The sequence below is a fragment of the Pseudonocardia sp. Cha107L01 genome, assembly GCF_052566575.1.
This window is the reverse complement of sequence record NZ_CP199579.1, coordinates 942,620-962,958: the sequence shown is the minus strand read 5'-3', so window position 1 is coordinate 962,958 and position 20,339 is coordinate 942,620. Positions and strand designations below refer to the sequence as shown.

General features: G+C 72.1%; 17 protein-coding genes. 12 read left to right on the top strand and 5 right to left on the bottom strand.

The annotated features are described in order from the left end of the window. Positions 1–77 precede the first annotated feature (77 nt). Both ACTXG6_RS04540 and ACTXG6_RS04535 read left to right on the top strand, forming a co-directional pair. Positions 78–746: a hypothetical protein gene (locus ACTXG6_RS04540; RefSeq protein WP_445186502.1), complete on the top strand. Its 669-nt coding sequence runs from the start codon at positions 78–80 to the stop codon at positions 744–746. A 22-nt stretch (positions 747–768) separates the two neighbouring features. After that, a complete protein-coding gene (locus ACTXG6_RS04535; protein ID WP_445186501.1) occupies positions 769–1,935 on the top strand; it encodes a glutathionylspermidine synthase family protein in 1,167 nt (388 codons plus the stop codon). 28 nt (positions 1,936–1,963) lie between these two features. On the opposite strand, the gene ACTXG6_RS04530 is transcribed toward ACTXG6_RS04535, so the two are convergent. Continuing rightward, the gene (locus ACTXG6_RS04530) at positions 1,964–3,064 is read right to left on the bottom strand and encodes a methyltransferase (RefSeq protein ID WP_445186500.1); all 1,101 of its coding nucleotides are present in this window, start codon (positions 3,062–3,064) and stop codon (positions 1,964–1,966) included. 208 nt (positions 3,065–3,272) lie between these two features. On the opposite strand from ACTXG6_RS04530, the gene ACTXG6_RS04525 reads away from it, so the two are divergent. Both ACTXG6_RS04525 and serS read left to right on the top strand, forming a co-directional pair. After that, positions 3,273–3,728: a DUF350 domain-containing protein gene (locus ACTXG6_RS04525; protein ID WP_445186499.1), complete on the top strand. Its 456-nt coding sequence runs from the start codon at positions 3,273–3,275 to the stop codon at positions 3,726–3,728. Between the two features lie 72 nt (positions 3,729–3,800). Beyond that, positions 3,801–5,060 carry a serine--tRNA ligase gene (serS, locus tag ACTXG6_RS04520; RefSeq protein WP_445186498.1) on the top strand — a complete coding sequence of 420 codons (1,260 nt, stop codon included), beginning with the start codon at positions 3,801–3,803 and terminating at the stop codon, positions 5,058–5,060. Between the two features lie 13 nt (positions 5,061–5,073). Here the strand turns inward: serS and ACTXG6_RS04515 are convergent, their stop codons facing one another. After that, positions 5,074–6,735: an acetolactate synthase large subunit gene (locus ACTXG6_RS04515; protein WP_445186497.1), complete on the bottom strand. Its 1,662-nt coding sequence runs from the start codon at positions 6,733–6,735 to the stop codon at positions 5,074–5,076. A gap of 220 nt (positions 6,736–6,955) precedes the next feature. On the opposite strand from ACTXG6_RS04515, the gene ACTXG6_RS04510 reads away from it, so the two are divergent. From ACTXG6_RS04510 to ACTXG6_RS04495, 4 genes are all read left to right on the top strand, one after another. Beyond that, the gene (locus tag ACTXG6_RS04510; RefSeq protein WP_445186496.1) at positions 6,956–7,789 is read left to right on the top strand and encodes an HAD family hydrolase; all 834 of its coding nucleotides are present in this window, start codon (positions 6,956–6,958) and stop codon (positions 7,787–7,789) included. Between the two features lie 163 nt (positions 7,790–7,952). Next, the gene (locus ACTXG6_RS04505; protein ID WP_445189910.1) at positions 7,953–8,510 is read left to right on the top strand and encodes a phosphatase PAP2 family protein; all 558 of its coding nucleotides are present in this window, start codon (positions 7,953–7,955) and stop codon (positions 8,508–8,510) included. After that, positions 8,507–9,430, top strand: coding sequence for a decaprenyl-phosphate phosphoribosyltransferase (locus ACTXG6_RS04500; protein WP_445186495.1), 924 nt, complete (start codon positions 8,507–8,509; stop codon positions 9,428–9,430). The genes ACTXG6_RS04505 and ACTXG6_RS04500 overlap by 4 nt, the downstream gene beginning before the upstream one ends. A 31-nt stretch (positions 9,431–9,461) precedes the next feature. Continuing rightward, entirely contained in the window at positions 9,462–10,055 is a 594-nt protein-coding gene (locus ACTXG6_RS04495) for a class I SAM-dependent methyltransferase (protein WP_445186494.1), read from the top strand. On the opposite strand, the gene ACTXG6_RS04490 is transcribed toward ACTXG6_RS04495, so the two are convergent. Further along, positions 10,019–11,437 (bottom strand): lipopolysaccharide biosynthesis protein, encoded by a 1,419-nt coding sequence (locus ACTXG6_RS04490; protein ID WP_445186493.1) that lies wholly within the window; start codon positions 11,435–11,437, stop codon positions 10,019–10,021. The genes ACTXG6_RS04495 and ACTXG6_RS04490 overlap by 37 nt on opposite strands. A gap of 164 nt (positions 11,438–11,601) precedes the next feature. On the opposite strand from ACTXG6_RS04490, the gene ACTXG6_RS04485 reads away from it, so the two are divergent. Together ACTXG6_RS04485 and ACTXG6_RS04480 are read left to right on the top strand one after the other, a co-directional pair. Then, positions 11,602–12,549, top strand: a complete 948-nt coding sequence (locus ACTXG6_RS04485) for a glycosyltransferase family 2 protein (protein WP_445186492.1) — start codon at positions 11,602–11,604, stop codon at positions 12,547–12,549. Then, positions 12,546–13,823 (top strand): glycosyltransferase family 2 protein, encoded by a 1,278-nt coding sequence (locus tag ACTXG6_RS04480; RefSeq protein ID WP_445186491.1) that lies wholly within the window; start codon positions 12,546–12,548, stop codon positions 13,821–13,823. Before ACTXG6_RS04485 ends, ACTXG6_RS04480 begins: the two co-directional genes overlap by 4 nt. Before the next feature lie 69 nt (positions 13,824–13,892). On the opposite strand, the gene ACTXG6_RS04475 is transcribed toward ACTXG6_RS04480, so the two are convergent. Together ACTXG6_RS04475 and ACTXG6_RS04470 are read right to left on the bottom strand one after the other, a co-directional pair. Continuing rightward, the gene (locus tag ACTXG6_RS04475) at positions 13,893–15,344 is read right to left on the bottom strand and encodes an amidase (RefSeq protein WP_445186490.1); all 1,452 of its coding nucleotides are present in this window, start codon (positions 15,342–15,344) and stop codon (positions 13,893–13,895) included. Next, on the bottom strand, positions 15,341–16,699 hold the full coding sequence (locus ACTXG6_RS04470; RefSeq protein ID WP_445186489.1) for a cytosine permease: 1,359 nt from the start codon (positions 16,697–16,699) through the stop codon (positions 15,341–15,343). The genes ACTXG6_RS04475 and ACTXG6_RS04470 overlap by 4 nt, the downstream gene beginning before the upstream one ends. A gap of 174 nt (positions 16,700–16,873) precedes the next feature. Here ACTXG6_RS04470 and ACTXG6_RS04465 point away from each other — a divergent pair, with 174 nt between their 5' ends. Both ACTXG6_RS04465 and ACTXG6_RS04460 read left to right on the top strand, forming a co-directional pair. Next, positions 16,874–17,605: a GntR family transcriptional regulator gene (locus tag ACTXG6_RS04465; RefSeq protein ID WP_445186488.1), complete on the top strand. Its 732-nt coding sequence runs from the start codon at positions 16,874–16,876 to the stop codon at positions 17,603–17,605. A 161-nt stretch (positions 17,606–17,766) separates the two neighbouring features. Then, positions 17,767–20,229, top strand: coding sequence for a DUF6541 family protein (locus ACTXG6_RS04460; RefSeq protein WP_445186487.1), 2,463 nt, complete (start codon positions 17,767–17,769; stop codon positions 20,227–20,229). Positions 20,230–20,339: the final 110 nt, after the last annotated feature.

The window sequence follows — 20,339 nt, the reverse complement described above, 5'->3', positions numbered from 1 at the left end:
CCGAGCCGAGCGGGTCGAGCGGGCAACCGACCGCGGCGACCGGTCCGGCCGGGACGGGAGAAGGACCGGCCGGGACAGTGGAGGAGTCGACCGGGTCAACCGGGGAGGCCGAGCCGCCGCCGGCGCGCCGGCCGGGCCGGGTCAGCTACCAGGACCCGGACTCCACGACACCTCGCGAGCCCACCCTGGCCGAGCGCCGGGCCCGCCTGCAGGCGCAGCGCCAGGAGGAGGAGGCCGAGGAGCTGCGCCTCGCCGACGAGGCACGCAAGGCGAAGACCCGCAAGCGGGTGATGATCGGCGGCGGCGCCACCGTGGGGGTGGCCGCACTGATCGCGATCGGCTACGCGATCTCCCAGCCGGACACCGTCGAGGCCCGCTGCGTGGACGACAAGAACGTGGTGGTGGACGACAACAACTGCGTGCAGCCGGCCGCGAACTCCTCGCAATACCACTCCGGCGGCTTCGGCGGCGGGTTCTTCCCGATCTTCATCGGGGGCGGCGGCGGGCAGTACCACTACAACTACGGCGGCTCCGGCAACGTCGGCCAGGTGGCCAGCGGCGGAACCACCACGGTGCCCAGGAACGGCACCGTGACCACCCCGTCCGGCCGGACCATCGCCGGCGGGTCGCCCGGCGCCGCGACGGACAGCAAGGCCGGCTCGTCCAGCGTCAAGCGCGGCGGGTTCGGCGTCGGCAGCAGTTCCTCCGGCGGCAGTTCCTCCGGCGGCAGGTCCAGTGGCGGCTGATGCGCCGGGAAAGCGGTAGTTGATGCGTCGGGAGACGGGTACGGCCCGGCCGGACTGGAAGCAGCGGATCACCGAGCAGGGCATGGTCTACGACAGCCCTGGTCGCGGTGTGGGCGGGGTGTCCCGGCCGTACTGGGACGAGTCGGTGCACTACGTGTTCGAGATGGACGAGATCCTGGCCCTCGAGGCGGACGTCGAACTGCTGCACTCGATGTGCCTGGAGGCCGTCGACCACGTGGTGACCACTGAGCGGTTCCGCGACTTCGCGCTGCCGGAATGGTCCTGGGAGGGCGTCGCGGCGTCCTGGAAGCGCTCCGACCCGCACCTCTACGGGCGGTTCGACCTGCGTTACGACGGGTCCGGGCCGGCCAAGCTGCTGGAGTACAACGCGGACACCCCGACCACGCTGCTCGAGGCGTCCATCCTGCAGTGGCACTGGCTCAAGGACACCCACGGCGGCGATGACCAGTGGAACTCGCTGCACGAGAAGCTGGTGGCGCGCTGGGCCGCGATCGCCGATGCGCTGCCCGGCTCCGAGCTGCACTTCACCTGGTCCAGCGCGGACACCAGCGGCGAGGACCACGTCACCACCGCCTACCTGCAGGAGACCGCCGCCGAGGCGGGCCTGGACACCGTCGGGCTGGCCATCGAGGACCTCGGCTGGGACGCCGCCCTGGACCGCTTCGTGGATCTCGCCGAGGCACCGATCGCCGCGCTGCTCAAGCTGTACCCGTGGGAGTGGATCCTCAGCGACGAGTTCGGCAAGCACGCCCTGCGCAGCCTGCCCGAGATGCTCTGGATCGAGCCGCTGTGGAAGTCGGTGCTGTCCAACAAGGCGCTGCTCGCGGTGCTCTGGGAGATGTACCCGGGGCACCCCAACCTGCTGCCGGCGTTCCTGGACAACCCGGGCATCCTCACCGAGTACGTCCGCAAGCCCAGGCTGGGCCGGGAGGGCGCGAACATCTCGATCGTCTCCCCGGGCTCTGAGGTGCAGACCGGCGGCGTGTACGGCGACGAAGGTTACGTCTACCAGCTGTTCGACCCGCTGCCCGAGTTCGACGGGTTCCGGCCGGCGCTGGGTGCCTGGATCGTCGGGGACGACGCCGCCGGGCTCGGTATCCGGGAGACGACCGGCCTGGTGACCGACGACGGCGCGGTGTTCGTGCCACACCGCATCCCCGAGTCCTGACCGCGCCGGCCGCGGCGGATCGCCCGGGCTACTTGCGGCCGACGACCATGGACTCCGCGCCGACCAGATAGCGCACGTAGCTCTCCCGGAACCCGGCCTCGGCCAGCCAGCCCTGGCAGTCCGCACCGGTGTAGTCGGCGCCGTCCTGGGTCTCCAGCAGCATGTTCAGGCTCATCATCAGGCCCACCGCGTTGACCCGCCGCTCGTCGTCGATGATCGTGTCGTAGACGATCAGTGCGCCGCCGTCGGGCAGTGCGTCGTAGACCCGGCTCAGCAGGAGGCGCCTGGCCGGCAACCCCCAGTCGTGCAGGATGCGGCCCAGTACGTACACGTCCGCGGCGGGCAGCGGATCGGTGAAGAAGTCGCCGCCGTGGAAGCTCACCCGGTCGCTCAGCCCCCGGCTGGCGATAAACTCCTCGAAGACCGGCCCGACCGGCGGCAGGTCGAAGCCGATCCCGCGCAGGTGGGTGTGGTGCAGCGCGAGCTGGGCGGGCACCATGCCCTGGGCGGCGCCGAGGTCACAGAACACCTGGTGCTGGTCCCACGGGAACTTGTCGGCCAGCGCGGTGGCCGGGCCGAGGCTGACTCCGCTCATCGCGGCAAGGAACTCGCGCAGGCTCTCCGGGTGCGCGTAGAGCGCCGTGAACATGTCCTGTGCCTCGGCCCCGTTCTGCGGCTGCCCGGTGCGCAGCCCCTCGGTCAGTGACGCCCACAGCGGGTAGCTGCGCGTGTTCTGCAGCTCCAGCAGCCCGCCCATGTAGGTCGGCCTGGCAGGGTCGAGGAACAGGCCGGTCTCGACGGTGTTGCGGTAGCCGTGCTGGTCCCGGTCGAGCATGCCGAGCGCGACCAGTGTGTCGAAGAAGTCCCGCGCCGCGCGGGGGTGCAGGCCGAGCCGGTTCCGCAGCTCCTCGGCCGTGGCCGGACCGTCGGCCAACGCCGCGAACACGCCCAGCTCGACAGCGCTGAACAGCGTCTTGGTCGCCCAGTAACCCCGGGTGAGCTCCATGATCCGGGCCGGGGTCGGGACGGGTGTCCGCCTCGGTACCGGGGCGGACGGCCGCGCCCTCGGCTCGGTGACCTCGACCGGGTCCGGGAGTTCGCCGCGCGCCAGTGCGTCCGAGCCGCTCAATGCACCGCTCCTGACCGATCGGAGGTGCCGGGGCCCGCTGCCGGGCGCGACGATGCCCAGCCGAGGGCGTCGGTCGTCGAGGGTAGGTCGCGCCGACGGCGGATGGCCAGCGAAAACCGGTCGGGTGGTTCCGACTGCCAGTGCGTTTCGGCGGCGGTTGATCTGGAATAGTCGCACCGCTGCCGATCTGAAGGAGATGGAGAAACACGTGACCACGTCGATTCTCGCGCTCGAACCGGGATTCTTCCGGGTGATCGGCGGCGGCCTCGGCGCCATCGTGCTGTACGCGCTGGTCGGGCTGCTGCTGATGTTGCTCGGCTTCTACGCGATCGACCTGACCACGCCGGGCAAGCTGAACCAACTGGTCCGGGAGGGCCGGCCGAACGCCGTCGCGGTGACCGCCTTCGGCATGGTCAGCATGGCGTTCATCATCGTGGTGGCGATCTACGGCTCGTCCGGGAGGCTGCTCGAGGGCCTGCTCGCTTCGCTGATCTTCGGCCTGGTCGGGATCGTGGTGCAGGCGATCGCGGTGCGGATCCTGGAGTGGGTGACCGGTATCGACATCGGCGACGTGCTGGCCGCCGAGGAGCGCCGCCCGCAGGCGTTCGTGGTGTGCGCCGCGCACATCGCCCTCGGTCTGGTCGTCGCGGTCGCCATTCTGTAGCGGCCGTGGTGCGGCGTCGGAACGGTTGAGCCGAATGAGTCCGCGAACAGGCGCTGACTAGGCTGTCTTGCTGTGATCGACCTGAAATTGCTTCGTGACGACCCGGAAGCGCTGCGCGCCTCGCAGCGGGCCCGCGGCGAGGACCCGGGTGCCGTGGATGCACTGTTGGCCGCCGACGAGAGTCGCCGGGAGGCCGTCGGGCGGGCCGACACGCTGCGTGCCGAGCAGCGTCAGCTGGGCAAGAAGATCGGCCAGGCGCGCGGCGACGAGCGCACCGAGCTGCTGGTCTACGGCAAGGAGCTGGCCGCCCAGGTCAAGGCCGCCGAGGCGGCGCAGGCCGAGGCCGACGAGGGGCTCACCGCCGCTCAGCGCGCGCTGCCGAACCTGGTCATCGACGGGGTGCCGGCGGGCGGCGAGGACGACTACGTGGTGCTCGAGCACGTGGGCACCCCGCGCGAGTTCGACTTCCCGGTGCGTGACCACGTGGAGCTGCTCGAGAGCCTCGGCGGCCTGGACAGCGAGCGCGGCGCGAAGGTGGCCGGCGCCCGGTTCTACTTCCTCACCGGGATCGGCGCGCAGCTGCAGCTGGCGCTGCTCACTATGGCGATGAACAAGGCGATCGCCGCCGGGTTCACCATGATGATCCCGCCGGTGCTGGTCAAGCCGGAGATCATGGAGGGCACCGGGTTCCTGGGTGCGCACGCCGCCGAGGTGTACCGGCTGCGCGACGACGACCTGTACCTGGTCGGCACCAGCGAGGTGCCGCTGGCCGGCTACCACTCCGGCGAGATCCTGGACCTGAGCGCCGGCCCGAAGCGCTACGCCGGGTGGTCGACCTGTTTCCGCCGGGAGGCCGGCAGCTACGGCAAGGACACCAGGGGCATCATCCGGGTGCACCAGTTCGATAAGATCGAGATGTTCTCCTACTGCCCGCCGGACGACGCCGAAGCGGAGCACCAGCGGCTGCTCGGCTGGGAGCGGGAGATGCTGGCCGCCGTCGACGTGCCGTACCGGGTGATCGACACCGCCGCCGGTGACCTGGGCGCCAGCGCCGCGCGTAAGTTCGACTGCGAGGGCTGGGTGCCGTCGCAGGGCCGGTACCGGGAGCTGAGCTCGACGTCGAACTGCACCACGTTCCAGGCGCGGCGGCTCAACGTCCGGTACCGCGATGGCGACGGCCGCAACCAGGTCGTGGCCACCCTGAACGGCACGCTGGCGACCACCCGGTGGATCGTGGCCATCCTGGAGAACCACCAGCGGCCGGACGGCTCGGTGACCGTGCCCGCGCAGCTGCGCCCGTTCCTCGGCCAGGACGTGCTCACCCCGGTGTGAGCACCCCGAACGGTCAGAACGGGCCGGTCAGCTCGCCGAGGCGGTCGGTGAGGCGCAGGTTCTCGGTGTAGTCAACCGGGCAGGCGATGATCGACACGCCGTCGTAGTCCAGCGCCTCGCGCAGTGTCGGCAGCAGTTCGCCGGCCGAACTGATCTGGTGGCCGCGTGCGCCGAAGCTCTCCGCGTACTTGACGAAGTCCGGGTTGCCGAACTTGACGTGGCTGTGTCGGCCGAGCTCCAGGTTCATCTTCCACTCGATCAGCCCGTACGAGTCGTCCACCCAGACCAGCACGGTCAGCGGGATGTTCTCCCGGATCGCGGTCTCGATCTCCTGCGAGTTCATCAGGAACGCGCCGTCACCGACCGAGGCCAGCACCTTGCGGTCCGGGTGCACCAGGTGCGCGGCCAGCGCGCCGGGCAGCGCGAAGCCCATGGTGGACAGCCCGTTGGAGATCAGGCAGGTGTTCGGCGCGTAGGTCGGGTAGAGCCGGGCCATCCACATCTTCACCGCGCCGGTGTCGGCGAGCACGATGTCCTCGCGGCCCAGCGCGGCCCTGGTGTCGGCCACCACCCGCTGCGGGACCAGCGGGAACCGGTCGTCTGTGGCGCCGCGCTCGAGCTCGTCGGTGAGCAGCTGGCGGATCTTGCTGGCGCCGGTGCCACCCGCGAACGGGCCGGCCACCGCGGTGCCCAGCGCGGCCAGCGAGTGCGAGATGTCGCCCTCGATGCCCACCGCGACCGGGTAGTGGTCGTCCACCTCGGCAGCGAACCGGTGCACGTGGATGATCTGCTTGTCCCGCCCGGGATTGATCTTGACGGGGTCGAACTCCTGCAGCTCGTAGCCGACCGCGACGACCACGTCGGCGGCGTCGAAACCGAAGTTCGCGTAGTCGTGGCGCATGAAGCCGACCGCGCCGAGGGCGTTCGGGTGGTCGTCCGGGAAGACCCCCTTGCCGTGGAACGTGGTGGCCACCGGCACGCCCCACTGCTCGGCCAGCGCGAGCAGCGCGGCGCCCGCGTCATCCCGGGCCGCACCGTGCCCGGCCAGCAGGATCGGGGCCTTCGCGCCGGCCAGCACCGCCGCGGCGCGCCGAATCTGCGCCGGCGACGGCTCCTCGGCGCGCACCCGGTTGATCGGCAGCGGCACGACGCCGTCCGGGACCGGTGCCGACTCCACGTCCTCCGGGATGGCCAGGTAGGTGGCGCCGGGGCGCTCGGTCTGCGCGGTCTTGAACGCGCGGCGCAGCATCTCCGGCACGGCGGCCGGCGCGGGCACCATGTCGGACCACTTGGTGATCGGGCGGAACATCCGGACCAGGTCCACCACCTGGTGCGACTCCTTGAAGATCCGGTCAAGGCCGACCTGGGCGGACAGCGCGAGCAACGGGGTGGAGTTGGTGGTCGCGTCGGCCACCCCGAGCTGCAGGTTGATCGCGCCCGGACCGAGGGTGGCCGAGCAGACCCCGGCCTTGCCGGTGAGCCGGCCGTAGATCTCGGCCATGAACGACGCGGCCTGCTCGTGCCGGGTCAGCAGGTAGCGGATGCTCGAGGTGCTCAGCGCGTCGATCAGCCCGATGTTCTCCTCACCGGGGATGCCGAAGACGTACTCCACCCCCTCCGCCTCGAGGATCTGCACGATGAGCTGGGCGATGGTGGGCTGGGCCGGATCCGTCACTCGGCCCAGCGTAGGCCCCTTGACCCGCGGTCGCAGGCAGGACGCAGGCAGGCAACCTCACCTCGTCAGCGTGATGGGCCGGGACAGGTTGCGGTCCGGCGCCGGCTGCCGGGCGACCCGGGTGCACGATGGCTCACAGCTCCGCCCCGGAGGTGAGCCGTTGCGCACACCGTCGCCGCGGCACCCTCGTCGGAGAGCACCCGCTCCGTAAGCTGGGACCGTGCAGCAGCCCCGTTTGGTCGCCTCGGACGTGGACGGCACGCTACTGGCGACCCTGCAGCCCAGCGCGCGCACGATCGCCACGGTCGCCAAGGTGCTGGCGAGCGGCACCCCGTTCGTGCTGGTCACCGGCCGGCCGCCGCGCTGGATCCCGCCGATCGCGAACTACCTGCCCGGCCTCGGTACCGCCGTGTGCGCCAACGGGGCGGTGCTCTACGACATCCCCACCGACCGGGTGCTGTGCGCCGAGACCCTGCAGCCGGCCCTGCTGGGCGAGCTGGCGCGGACCTGCTCCCGCCTGCTGCCCGGGGCGTGGCTCGCGGTGGAGCGGGTCGGCAGGGGCGCATTCGACGACATCGAGGGCCAGTTCCTCTGCGAGGTCGACGTGCGGCTGCGTCAGCCCGAGGCGTACAAGAGCGTCTGGTCCAGTTCGCAGCACACGGCCGTGCCCCGCGAGCAGCTGCTCGACGCCCCGGCGATCAAACTGCTGGTCAAGGACCCGGCCCGGAGCAGCGACGAGCTCAGCGCGATCCTGACTCCGGCACTCGGCGGCGCCGTCGACCTCACCTTCGCCAGTTCCAACGGGTTGGTTGAGATGGCGCCGGCCGGGGTAACCAAGGCGACCGGGCTGGCGGCGGTGGCCGCGGCGGCAGGGGTGGCCCAGGCGGATGTGATCGCGTTCGGGGACATGCCCAACGACGTGGACATGCTGCGCTGGGCCGGGCACGGGGTGGCGATGGGCAACGCCCACCCGGACGTGCTCGCGGTGGCCGACGAGGTGACCGCGCGCAACACCGACGACGGCGTGGCACTGGTACTGGAGCGCTGGTTCTGAGCCAAGTGCGGCGGGATCCGGCGCTCCGCGTAGCATCGGCCCCTGCCTGGAATTGCTCTTAGGCACCTGCTCATGCCCCGACCTCCTGGAGGCGTCCGGAGTGGCCGAACCGCTGGCTGCCCACAACGGGACGACCGCGGCTGCGCCCACTGGGACCACCGCGATCGACCACGACCCGTCGCGAGCCGCCGAGACGAGGCTGCTCGGCGCGGTACAGCGCCGGCTGCACGCGCCGGCCGTGGTCCGGGTCGCGCGGGGCATGTCGCTGTTCGGTGAGCACGCCGCCGGCTGGCTGGCGATCGGCGTACTGGGTGCCGCGGTGGACCGGCCGCGGCGGCGGGACTGGCTCTACGCCGCCGGTGGGATCGCCGTCGCGCACGGTGCGTCCATCGCGGTCAAGCGCGTGGTGCGCCGTCCCCGCCCGAACGACCCGGCGGTCCAGGTGCTCGTCGGCACCCCGAGCCGGTTGAGTTTCCCGTCCTCGCACGCCAGTTCGACCACGGCGGCCGCGGTGCTGTTCGGTGCGCTGCTCGGGCGCCGGCTGACCCCGGCGCTGGTGCCGCCGATGCTGCTGTCCCGGCTGGTCCTCGGCGTGCATTTCCCTACTGATGTGCTGGCCGGGTCCGCGCTGGGCGCGACCGTGGCCGCACTGACTCCTCGGCTGGCCAGGTGGCGGCGCACTGTCGCACCGGACGCCGTCGAGGGATCGGCGGAGCGATGACCACAACTTCCCCGCCGGCCGCGAGCCCGGAGTCGCCCGTGCGCCGACCCCTGTCCTCGGTCAGTGGCCTGGTCAAGGCGATGCGGCCGCGGCAATGGCTGAAGAACGTGTTGGTGCTGGCCGCGCCGCTGGCGAGTGCCGACCTGGTCCAGGTCGCCGTGCTGGAGAAGGTCGGGTTGGCGTTCGTCGCCTTCTGCATGGCCGCCTCGGCGGTGTATCTGATCAACGACTCGGTGGATGTCGCGGAGGACCGGGCGCACCCGGTGAAGCGGCATCGGCCGATCGCGGCCGGCCTGGTGCCGGTGAAGCTGGCGGTTGCCACCTCGGCGGTCCTGTTCGTGGGTTCGCTGGCGGTGGCCTGGCTGGCCTCGATGCAGCTGCTGATCGTGATCGCGGTGTATATCGCTGTGCAGCTGGGTTACTGCTTCGGCCTCAAGCACCAGCCGGTGATCGATATCTGCATCGTGGCGTCGGGTTTCCTGATCCGGGCCATCGCCGGTGGTGCCGCGTCGAACATCCCGCTGTCGCAGTGGTTCCTGCTGGCCGCCGGGTTCGGGTCGCTGTTCATGGTGGCCGGCAAGCGGTACGCGGAGTTCGAGCTGGCCAGCCGGACCGGTGCGAAGATCCGCAAGTCGCTGGAGCGCTACTCGGCGTCCTATCTGCGGTTCGTCTGGACGCTGTCGGCCACCGTGCTGATCATGACCTACGGGTTGTGGGCGTTCGAGATCCGCGCCGCGCACCACAACTCGGTGTGGTCGGTGATCTCCATCGTGCCGTTCGTGGTGGCCGTGCTGCGCTACGCGGTCGATGTGGACGGCGGCAACGGCGGCGAGCCCGAGGAGATCGCCATCGGCGACCGGGTGCTGCAGGTGCTCGCGGTGCTCTGGCTGTGCGCACTGGTCGTCGCGGTGTACGTGTGACTTTCGCAGGACCTGTGACTGGGGTGGCTCGATGAGCACGACCGAAGGTTCCTCCTACACCGAGCGGCTGGCCCGCCTGGAAGGCGCGCGCTGGAAGCGGCTGCTGGACGTGCAGGCGCCGTACCGGCGGAACCTGCGCCGCCTGGTCGGCGACCGCGCGGTGCTGGACGTGGGCTGTGGCATCGGCCGCAACCTCGCCAACCTCGGCCCCGGCAGTGTCGGCGTGGACCACAACGCGCACTCGGTGGCCTACTGCCGCGAGCGCGGTATGACCGCGTACACACCCGACGACTTCCGCGCCTCCGCGCACGGGGCGCCGCGCTCGTTCGACGGGCTGCTGGCCGCGCACCTGGTCGAGCACATGGACCAGCCCTCGGCGCTCGAGGTGGTCGGCTCGTACCTGCCTTCGCTGCGACCCGGCGCGGTGGTCGTGGTGATCACCCCGCAGGAGCGCGGTTACGCCAGCGACGCCACCCACGTCCGGTTCTGCGGCTTCGACGAGGTGGCCGAGCTGTACGCCACCCTGGGGCTGACCGTCCGCGAGCAGACGTCGTTCCCGCTGCCGCGCTGGGCCGGCAAGCTGTTCACCTACAACGAGTTCGTCACCGAGGGCTCGATCGGCTGAGCACCGCCGGAGCGGACCTCGGGCCCGCCGGCGGTGCGCGCCCGGGTCTCGGCGCGCAGGGTCAGCGTCATCAACAGGCAGACCAGCGTCGGGGCCACCAACTGCGCGGCCACCGCCGCGCTCAGCGGTGCGATCGGCGCGAACAGCAGGCCGACGAACAGCGCCGAGGCCACCACCCAGATCGCCATCGCGGCCCGGTTGCGGCCCAACGCGACCAGCGCGGGCTGCAGGATCTGCGCGGCCATCATGGCCACCGTGCTGATCCCGAGCAGCGCGGCGACCAGGCGGGACAGTTCGGTCGGCGCGTGGAACAGCACCCGGGACGCCCAGGGGCCGAGCAGCCCGGCAGCCAATACCCCGGGCAGGCCGACGGCGGCCACCGCGAGCAGCGCGGTGCGCACCTGGCGCCGGACCAGACCCAGGTCACCCCGCTCCGCGGCCGCGGTGAGCGCGGGCAGCAGGAACGCCTGCACCGGCGCGAACAGGAACAGTGGGATCCGGGCCAGCAGGAACAGGGACACGAAGCTCGCGGCCAGCTCGGCGTCGGCGCGGTCGGTCCCCAGCCGGGAGGTCAGCACCACCGGGCCGAGGTTGACCACCAGCAGGGTCAGGCTGGAGGCACAGGCGAGCGAGGCGACCGAGGCGGCCATTCGGGGCAACCGGACCGGTGCGCCGCCCGGGGCGTCGATCGCCGAGGCGCCGCTGGCAGCGCCCGCCGGGATCCGCGCCGCCGGGCTCGGGCTGTCCGGGTTGCGGGTGGTCGGCTGATCGGGCCGGCGCAGGGCGGGCAGGGTGACCGCGGCGGCCACCGCGCAGCCGAGCGCGAAGACGAAGCCGAACCGGTCCGCGGTGGCCCAGCCGATCAACGCCAGCGCCACGCAGGGCAGCAGCCGCCCCAGCCCCTCACCGGCCAGGCTGATGCCGTACCACTGGAACCGTCGCTGACCGGCGAAGATGCCGCGCAGCAGGTAGGCGGCCGCCGCGCCGAGCACGGCCACCACGGTGGCGGCCAGCAGGGCGGTGTGGCCGGCGAACGCGCGGGGCACCAGCAGCGGCCCCAGCGCGAGAACCACCAGCGACATGAACACCGCGAGCCCGGCGGCGACCACGGTGGCCGCGCGCACCGCCGGCGCGGGGTCGACGCCGGCGGCCAGCCGGGCGCTCACCTCGTGGTTGGTCTGCTGCTCGACGGCGGCGAACACACCGGGTCCGACGATCGCGGTGAGCAGGAACATCGAGGCCGCGGCTGCGTAGTCGCGCGGATTCAGGGTATGCCCAGCTAGTGCGAGCACGACGTACGCCGCGAGCCCGACGAGGGCCAGCCCGCCGCCGACCGGCGCGATGCTGGCCAGTCGGGCGCGCAGCTGGCTCCGGTTCGCCACCCGGCAGACAGTACGCCGGGCGGCCCGGTAGTCCGGGAGCAGGCGCCCGGGTGGCGGTGGATGTCCGCCGGTCGGGGCCCTGTGACCGGACGGCGTTGCCAAACTGTGATCAGGTTGTGGAGGGGCATCCAGAGCCGGCTGCCGGGGGCCACTATCCTGCCGCCGTGTTGGTCGACGTCATGGTGCCCGCTTACGGCGACGGGGCGCACCTCCGCGAGACGGTGGCCAGCGTCCTCGCCCAGGGCGACCCGAGCTGGCGGCTGACCGTGGTCGACGACGGCGTCGCGGTCGGCCGGGACCCCGGGCTGGGGCCGTGGCTGGCCGGGCTCGGCGACGAGCGGGTGCGCTACCTGGCCAACCCGGTGCGCCTCGGCATCAACCGCAACTTCCAGCGCTGCGCCGAGCTCAGCAGCGCCGAGCTGGTGGTGATCCTGGGCGCCGACGACCGGTTGCTGCCCGACTTCGTGGCCCGGGTGCGGCGGCTCGCCGAGCAGTACCCGGCCGCCGCCTTCCTGCATACCGGCGCCCGGATCGTGGACGAGGCCGGCCACCCGACCACGCCGCTGGTCGACCGGGTCAAGGCGCGCACCTCGATCCGGGTCCGGGACAGCGCCGAGGTGGGTGGCGAGCGGCTCGCGGCGTCCCTGCTGCGCGGCAACTGGATGTACTTCCCGAGCGTGGTGTTCCGCCGGGCGGCGCTGGTCGAACACGGTTTCCGGCCGGGCTTCGACATCGTCCTCGATCTCGACCTGTACCTGCGCATCCTGCGCGGCGGTGGGACCGCGGTGCTGTGCGAGCGGCCCGGCATCGAGTACCGTCGGCACTCCGCCAGCCTGTCCTCGGCGCGCGCCGACGACGGTTCCCGGTTCATCGAGGAGCGCGCGTTCTTCACCGAGGCGGCCGCCGAGCTGACCGCCCACGGGTGGCCGAGGGCGGCGCGGGCGGCGCGCTGGCACCTGACCTCCCGGCTGCACGTGCTGTGCAAGCTGCCCGGCCTGCTCGTGGCGGGCAATCTCGGCGGCGCGCGGACCATGTTGCGCGGCGCACTCAGCACCGTCCCGGCCGGCCTGCCGGACGGCGCCGGGCCCGGCGAAGGAGTGCACACCCGATGACGTCGACCGAAGCCACCGAAGAGGCAGAGAGCACCGGGCCGGTGACCGCTGAAGAGTTGACCGAAGGTCAGGTCCCCGCCGGGCTGGCGGAGGCGACCGAGAAGGTCAGCCCCGCCGCGGCGGCCGCGCTGATCGAGCTGTCCGTCGTGCTGCCCTGCCTGAACGAGGCCGAGACGCTGGCGACCTGTGTGCGCAAGGCGCAGGCCTCGCTGCAGCGGCTCGGCGTCACCGGCGAGGTCGTGGTGGCCGACAACGGCTCCACCGATGGTTCCCAGGACATCGCCAGGGCACACGGTGCCCGGGTGGTGGACGTGCCCCGGCGCGGTTACGGCGCCGCGCTGATGGCCGGCATCTCCGCCGCGCACGGCGAGTACGTGCTGATGGCCGACGCGGACGACAGTTACGCGCTGGACGACCTGGACGACTTCGTGGCCGCGCTGCGCGACGGGGCCGACCTGGTGATGGGCAACCGGTTCAAGGGTGGCATCGAGGCCGGCGCCATGCCGTTCCTGCACCGCTACCTCGGCAACCCGGTGCTGTCGCGGATGGGTCGGCTGCTGTTCCGGATCCCGGTCCGCGACTTCCACTGCGGGATCCGGGCGTTCCGCCGCGACCGCATGATCGAGCTCGGGCTGCGCACCTCGGGCATGGAGTTCGCCAGCGAGATGGTGGTGCGGGCCTCGCTCGCCCAGCTGAAGATCGTCGAGGTGCCGACCACGCTGCGCCCCGACGGGCGGAGCCGCTCCCCGCACCTGCGCACCTGGCGGGACGGCTGGCGGCACCTGCGCTTCCTGCTCGCGTTCAGCCCACGCTGGCTGCTGTTCTACCCGTCGCTGGCGCTGCAGGGCATCGGGCTGGCCGGGTTGGTCTGGCTGGCGGTCGGCCCGCAGATGGTCGGCGATGTCGGTTTCGGGCCGCACAGCATGCTGGCCTGCGCCACCATGTTCATGCTCGGCGTGCAGGGCCTCGGGCTGGCGGTGATCTCCCGGTCCTACGCGAGCCACCTCGGTCTGCTGCTGCCCTCGGCGCGGCTGGCCAGGATGGTGTCCCGGTTCTCGCTGGAGCGTGGGCTGCTGATCGGCGGCCTGCTGTTCCTGCTCGGTACGGCCTGCTTCCTGGTCGCGCTGACGTCATGGGGGGCCACCGGGTTCGGCGCGCTGGACGCCTCGGACACGATGCAGGTGCCGATCATCGGCATGGTGCTGACGGTGACCGGCTTCCAGGTGATCATCGTCAGCTTCACGATGGCGCTGACCCGGATCGGCGAGGACTAGAGCGGGTCGCTCGCTCGCCCCGGGTTCCCAGGTCGAGGGAGTGACTCGGGCGCGTCCGCGGGTCCCCGGTCAGTCCAGCGCGGGCCAGAGATGCGCCCACGGCGCGGCCGCCTCGAACGCGGCGGAGGCGCCCAGCACGGCACCGTCAGCCAGGTGCCGCCCGATGATCTGCAGGCCGACCGGCAGGCCGGACGAGGTGAAGCCGGCCGGCACGGTCGCCGCCGGCTGGCCGGTCATGTTGATCGGGTAGGTGAACCCCAACCACGAGGTGGCCGGCACAAAACGCCCGTCGATAATCTCCGGCCCCTGCATGTGCACCGGGAACGGCGGTACCGCCAGCGTCGGGGTCAGGAACAGGTCGTAGTCGGCCATGAACCGCCACATCCGGTTGTTCACCGCCTTGCGGACCATCCCCGCCGTGGTCAGTTCCGCCGCCGTCCACGGCCGGCGCACCAGTTCCACCAGGTGCGGCGACATCTCGGCGCCGTGCTCGTCGACCATCGCGCGCATGCCGGCCAGGTCGGTGTCCGCGACGACCAGACCCCAGAAGCTGTCGAACGGGTTCTCCCAGCCCGGGTCGGCCTGCTCGACGACGCAGCCCAGGTCCTTCTCGAACACCGCCGCCGCCCTGGCCGCAATCTCCCGGACCTCCGGGTCCACGGCCAGGTAACCGAGGTCCGGGCTGAACGCGACCCGCAACCCGCTCAGGCCGTCCGACCGCGCCTCGGCCACCGAACCCAACCAGTCCACGTCCCCGGCCGGCAGCGAGTGCCGGTCCCGGGGGTCCGGGCCGGCCAGCACCGACATCATCAGCGCCGCATCGGCCACGGTCCGGGTCATCGGCCCGAGGTGCTCCAGGCTCTCCCAGCTGGAGACGCCGGGGTACCGCTCGTCCCGGCAGCCGGGGTACAGCGGGATCCGGCCCATTGAGCCCTTGAACCCGTAGATGCCGCAGTGCGCCGCCGGGATGCGCACCGAGCCGCCGCCGTCGCTGCCCAGCGCGACCGGGCCGATGCCGCTGGCCACCGCCGCGCCGGAGCCCGCACTGGAGCCGCCCGAGGTCATGTCCGTGTTCCACGGGTTCCGGGTGGTCGCCGAGATCGGGCTGTGGCCCACCCCGCTGTAGCCAAGCTCCGGCACGTTGGTCTTGCCCAGGATGACCGCGTCCGCCGCGAGGATCCGTTCCACGGCCACGTCGTCCTCGTCGGGCACGAAGTCCCGGTAGGCCGGCGAGCCCATGGCGGTGCGGATGCCCTTGGTCGCGATCAGGTCCTTCACGCCGACCGGTACGCCGGCCAGCGGGCCGACCGTTTCACCCCGGGCGAGTTTCTCGCCGACCTGGCGCGCCTGCTCCCTGGCCAGCTCCGGGGTGGGCGTGCAGAAGGCGTGCAGCAGCGGGTCGAGGCGCTCCTGCCGGGCCAGTACCGCCTCGGTCACCTCCATCGGGGACAGCTCCCCCTGCCGGATGTTGTGCACCAGCTCGGTGGCGGACAGCTGGCAGATCTCGTCCGGCGAGCTCATCGGGTGGTCTCCCCGGCCGGCACCGAGTCGGTATCGGGGACGGCGGTAGCGGCGCCGGTGGAACTGCCGGCGAACCGTGTGATGACCAGGTAGGCGAGTGTCGCGGCCACGATGCCGGCGATGGCCTCGGCGTACTGCGGGGCGGTGAAGTGCACGACCGCGGCCACCACCGCGCCGATCGCCCACGCGGCGAACGCGGTCGGCCGGAACGTGGCGGTCGCGCGGTGCTCGGTGCGGCGGCGCAGCAGCACCTGGTCGGTGATCAGTACCGCGCCGATCGGCGGTACGAACACGCCCAGGATGTTCAGCCAGTCGGCGAACAGCGTCCACACCCCGGCCACCGCGGCCACCACTCCGATGATGCCGAGGATGACGGTGAGCAGCCGCATCTTGCTCGCGGTGATGTGGCTCCAGCCGACCGCCCCGTTGTACAGGCAGTGGGTGCACACCGAGCCCAGGTTGATGAACACGAAGACGACAGCGAGCGCGGTGAGCAGCGGGTGGTGCCCGACCAGGATGCCCAGGAAGTCGCCGCCGTTCTTGTCCGGGTCGGTGGCCGCGCCGGCCGCCACGATCACCCCGCCGACCGCCATCGAGACGAAGTTGGCCAGCGGGAACGCCGTGGCGCTCGCGCCGACCGCGTGCCGTCCGGAGCGCGACCAGCGGGTGAAGTCGGCGGTCATGGTGCCGGAGTCGGCGAACCCGGCGACGGTCATCGTCACCGCGGCGCCGATGCTCAGTACGGTCGCTCCCGGGTGTCCGCCGTACCCGAGCACGCCACCGAGACCCCGCTGCGAGGCGACGAATCCGATCGCCACGGCGGCGAGCACGATGAACAGCGGGGCGGCCACCGCGCCGAGGATGGCCAGCGCGCGGATCCCGACGAAGGTGACCGCGATGTACAGCACTCCGGCGAGCAGGATGGTGCCCGGCTCGTTCCAGCCCAGTGTGCTGTGCAGGGTGGCCCCGGTGAGCCCGGTCTGGAAGGCGAACCAGCCGATCACGATGGTGGACAGGAATCCGGAGGCGATCGCGTAGCCCCGGCTGCCGAAGGTGGACTTGGCGACGATGGCGAAGTTGCGCCCGGTCGAACCGGCAAGGTGGCTGAGCAGGCCGACGTAGAGCATCAGCACCAGGTTGCCGACCAGGATCGCGAGCAGCCCCCGGACCAGGCCGAGCCCGTAGACGATCACACCGCCGAACACCGCGTTGGTCAGGATCATCGGGAAGCCGAACCACACCGCCGCCACCGACAGCCAGGACCGCCGGTGCGTGGCGGGCACGGGTTCGTGCTCGAACTCCGAGGTCAGCCCGTGGGCCTCGGTGGCGGCGGGACTGTTGGTGACCGCGGTCATCGGGTGCCGCCCTCGGTGTCCGGCGCTGTATACGCAGCTGTATCCATGCCAGTCACGGTAAGAACCGTCGGTTTCGGCACTAGGCGTCTCCGGTAACGAGCCCGTTGCCGGATCGTCTGACGATCATGCTGTCGTTTCACCTGTCCGTAACACCGGCTCGTTAACGTCCAAGCCATGGATACGTCGCTGTATACGGACGGCGCGGATCGGGGCGGTGGCCGGGCGCGGTCCACCTCACTGCGGGAGCAGGTGTACGAGGACCTGCGCGGACGGCTGATGATGGGCGAGTTCGGCGCGCAGGACCGGCTCGGTGAGGAGCGGCTCGCCGCCGAGCTCGGGGTGTCCCGGACACCGGTGCGGGAGGCGTTGATCCGGCTGGCGGCCGACGGGCTGCTGGTGCGCCAGGACAGCGGCTACTACCCGGTGCTGCCGGACCTGACCGAGCTGCGCGACCTCTACGAGCTGCGGGTGACCATCGAGCTGCGCGGGCTGGCCAGGGCCATGGAGCCGGACGCCGTGCGGCACGACCCGGCGGCGTTGGACACGCTGCTGCAGGCCTGGCGGGCGCTGGCCGCCGAGCCGCCGGCGCCGGACCCCCGGTTCGTGCTGCTCGACGAGGACTTCCACCTCACGCTGTGCCGGGCGGCCGGCAACCCGGTGCTGGCGGCCGCGCTGGAGACGGTGAACGCGCGGATCCGGCCGGTCCGGATGTACGACTTCCTCACCGCCGACCGGATCGAGCTCACCATCGCCGAGCACCTGGAGATCCTCGAGCTGACGTTGGCCGGCCGCCTCGCCGAGGCACTCACCGCGCTGCACCGCCACGTCGGCGAGTCGATGGAGGTGGTCGAGCAGCGGGTGGTGCGCGCGCTCACCGCGATGGCCCGCCACCGCGGCCGTCCCTGACGCCCCGCCCGTAGAGCGGCGGCCGCTGCTCAACCCGCCGCCCGGCGCCAATTGGGTAACTACGCAGCCGGGCTGATCGGGTACTCGGCATCGTTCGGTTTACTCTTCGGCGGAGGTTGGGAACGGGCGAGGAGGAGGCGAGGGAGGTCACCGGTCTAGGCGTGGTTCTTGTCGCCGCCGCCACCGTCTACGGGCCCGGCCTGGTGTTGCTGCTCGCGCTCGGGGTGCGCCAGGGCGTGGTGTTGCTGGGCGCAACGCCGGCCGCCTCGGTGGGCGTCGCGCTGCTCACCGCGTGCGGTTGCGCGGTGCTCGGGGTGCCATTCGAACCGAAGACACTGCTGGTCGGCACCGTGTTGCTGGCCGTGGTCGGCGGTCTGCTCGGCTGGCTGCTGCTCGGCCGGGGACTGGGCCTCGGCGCACTGGCGCGGCGGGTGGCGGCCGGTCCGGGACCGATCGGACGCGGTCGGGTCGGCCGGAACGTGCGCCGCCTCGGTTCGCGGCGCTGGGTGCCGGCGGGCTGGCGGTTCGGTGGCCCCCCGGCCACGCTGCCCGAGCCGACCGCCCGCCCGCTGCTGCCGCCGCTCGGCACGCTGACCGGGCGGTTCGCCCAGCTGGCCGGTGCCGTACTGGTGCTCCTCGGCGCCGGGTTCGTGCTGCGCGCCTGGTACCAGGGGTTCGGCACCTGGAGCACCTACAACCAGGACCACGACCCGATCCTGCACTCGGTACTCACCGCCTACATCGAGCGCACCGGGCGGGGCGCGCCGTGGCAGATCATGCCGGCAGACGTGCTGACCGGCGGCCGGACCGTCTACTACCCGGACGGGTTCCACCTGCTCGCGGCGACCATCGGCTCCGTGTTCGGCGACCCGGTGGTCGGCATGAACGGGGCCATCGCGATGGTGGCCGGCGCGGCGTGGACCACGAGTGCGGCGGCGCTGGGCGCGGTGGCGGTGCGCTGGCTGCGGGCCGACGCCGGCTGGATGGCGTTGGGCGCCGGTGTCACGTCGGTGATCGCCGCCGGGCTGTTCCGCCCCGGAGCGCAGCTGGCCAGGGACAACGGGCTGCTGCCGAACGCCAGCGCGCTGGTGCTGGTGCCCGGGGTGCTGGCGGCGATCCTGCTGGTGCGGCCGAAGGCGTGGGGTACCGCGCTGGGCATCGGGGTGGCCTGCGCCGGGATCGTCACGGTGCACCCCAGCTCCGGGTTGTCCGTCGGCCTGAGCGTGCTGGTCTGCTGGTTGGCGCTGCTGTGCAGCCGGGACGGCCGGGCCATGCTGCGCGCGCAGTGGTCGGTGCTGGTCCTGCTGCTGGCGGCGGGCGGACTGGTCGCGCTGCCGGTGCTGCGGGGCGCGCTCGCGGTGAGTGGCCGGATCGAGGCGTTCCCGCCGGACAGTCCGCACGTGCCGATCGTGCGCGCGCTGGGCTCGGTGCTGCCGCTGATGTACGGCGGCATGTTCGACCTCAGGTCCATGGTGCAGGTGTGGCCGACCCTGCTGCTCGTCGTCGGCGTGGGCACCACGCTGGTGTTCGCCAGGGCACTGCCGCTGGTGGCGGCCTGGGTGACCTGGGTGGTGATCACCCTGCTGGCCTACCGCAACCCCACCGGAATCACCGCCCCGATCCTCGGCTTCTTCTACAACAGTGCCGGCCGGGTGCAGACGCATGTGGCGCTGTTCGCCCCGGCGCTGGCCGGCCTCGGTGTCTTCGGGCTGCTCATCGCGCTGATGATGGCGGCCCGGGCGGTGCGGTTGCCGGGCGCGCTGGCCAGGTTCAGCCCGCCGCGCCCCCGGCTGGTCGGCGCGTTCGGGGTGCTGGCGCTGCTGCTGATGATGTTCGGCTACCTGGCCGGGCCGACCGGCCGCTACCTGCAGACCACCTCCGAGGCACTGGCCCAGCGCTGGTCGCAGCCGCAGCTGATGCGGGTGGATGCCGAGGACAGGGCGGCGGCGGACTGGCTGAAGCCCCGGGTCGAGCCGGGCCAACGGATCATGAACAGCCCGAACGACGGCTCGACCTACCTCTACGTGCACGACAACTTGCCGGTGGTCAACATCAGCACGCTCGGGGTGCCCGACTTCCCGTACACCTACGACCTCATGCGCGGCTTCCGCTACCTCGACGTCGACCCGTACATCCGGCACCTGGTGCTGCAGCTGAACATCGCCTGGGTCTACGTGGACTCGCGGGCGCCGATCATCGGGGCGTCCGGAGCACCGGGCAACTGGACCGGTGGCGGCTTCATGACAACGGTGCCCGGGCTGGACCGCCTCGACGACACCCCCGGCCTGATCCTGGCCCATGTGGACGGCTCGGTGCGGATCTACAAGGTGGACCTGGACAGGATCCGGATGATGGACGCCGCCGAACGGACGGCCGAGCCGGATCCGGCACCGGCCAGACCGGCGACGGGCCCCGCGCCGGTCAGCGCGGCCCCGGTCCAGCCGGCGACGGTCACCCCGGCCACCCCGGCGGCCCCCGCCAAGGCCGCCCCAGCCCCGGCCACCCCGGCGCCCCCCGCCAAGGCCGCCCCACCGCCGGCTGCCCAGCCGCCGCCAGCCCCGGCCGCCCCACCGCCGGCAGCCCAGCCGCCGGCTGCCCCGCCGCCGGCCGGCGTGGCCAAGTAGCGCCGGGCGGTCACCAACGGTGGCCGACACCCGGCTGCCGGGCGCTGTCCTGTGTCCGACAGTCGGTGGGCGGTCGGTGCCGACTTCGGGACCGGGACCGCCCGCCACTA

Excerpts from the sequence above, each read along its gene's own strand:
- ACTXG6_RS04500 (WP_445186495.1), top strand. The coding sequence starts at position 8,507 with ATGACCACAACTTCCCCGCCGGCCGCGAGCCCGGAGTCGCCCGTGCGC.
- ACTXG6_RS04480 (WP_445186491.1), top strand. The coding sequence starts at position 12,546 with ATGACGTCGACCGAAGCCACCGAAGAGGCAGAGAGCACCGGGCCGGTG.
- ACTXG6_RS04470 (WP_445186489.1), bottom strand. The coding sequence starts at position 16,699 with ATGACCGCGGTCACCAACAGTCCCGCCGCCACCGAGGCCCACGGGCTG.
- ACTXG6_RS04475 (WP_445186490.1), bottom strand. The coding sequence starts at position 15,344 with ATGAGCTCGCCGGACGAGATCTGCCAGCTGTCCGCCACCGAGCTGGTG.
- ACTXG6_RS04535 (WP_445186501.1), top strand. The coding sequence starts at position 769 with ATGCGTCGGGAGACGGGTACGGCCCGGCCGGACTGGAAGCAGCGGATC.
- ACTXG6_RS04465 (WP_445186488.1), top strand. The coding sequence starts at position 16,874 with ATGGATACGTCGCTGTATACGGACGGCGCGGATCGGGGCGGTGGCCGG.
- ACTXG6_RS04495 (WP_445186494.1), top strand. The coding sequence starts at position 9,462 with ATGAGCACGACCGAAGGTTCCTCCTACACCGAGCGGCTGGCCCGCCTG.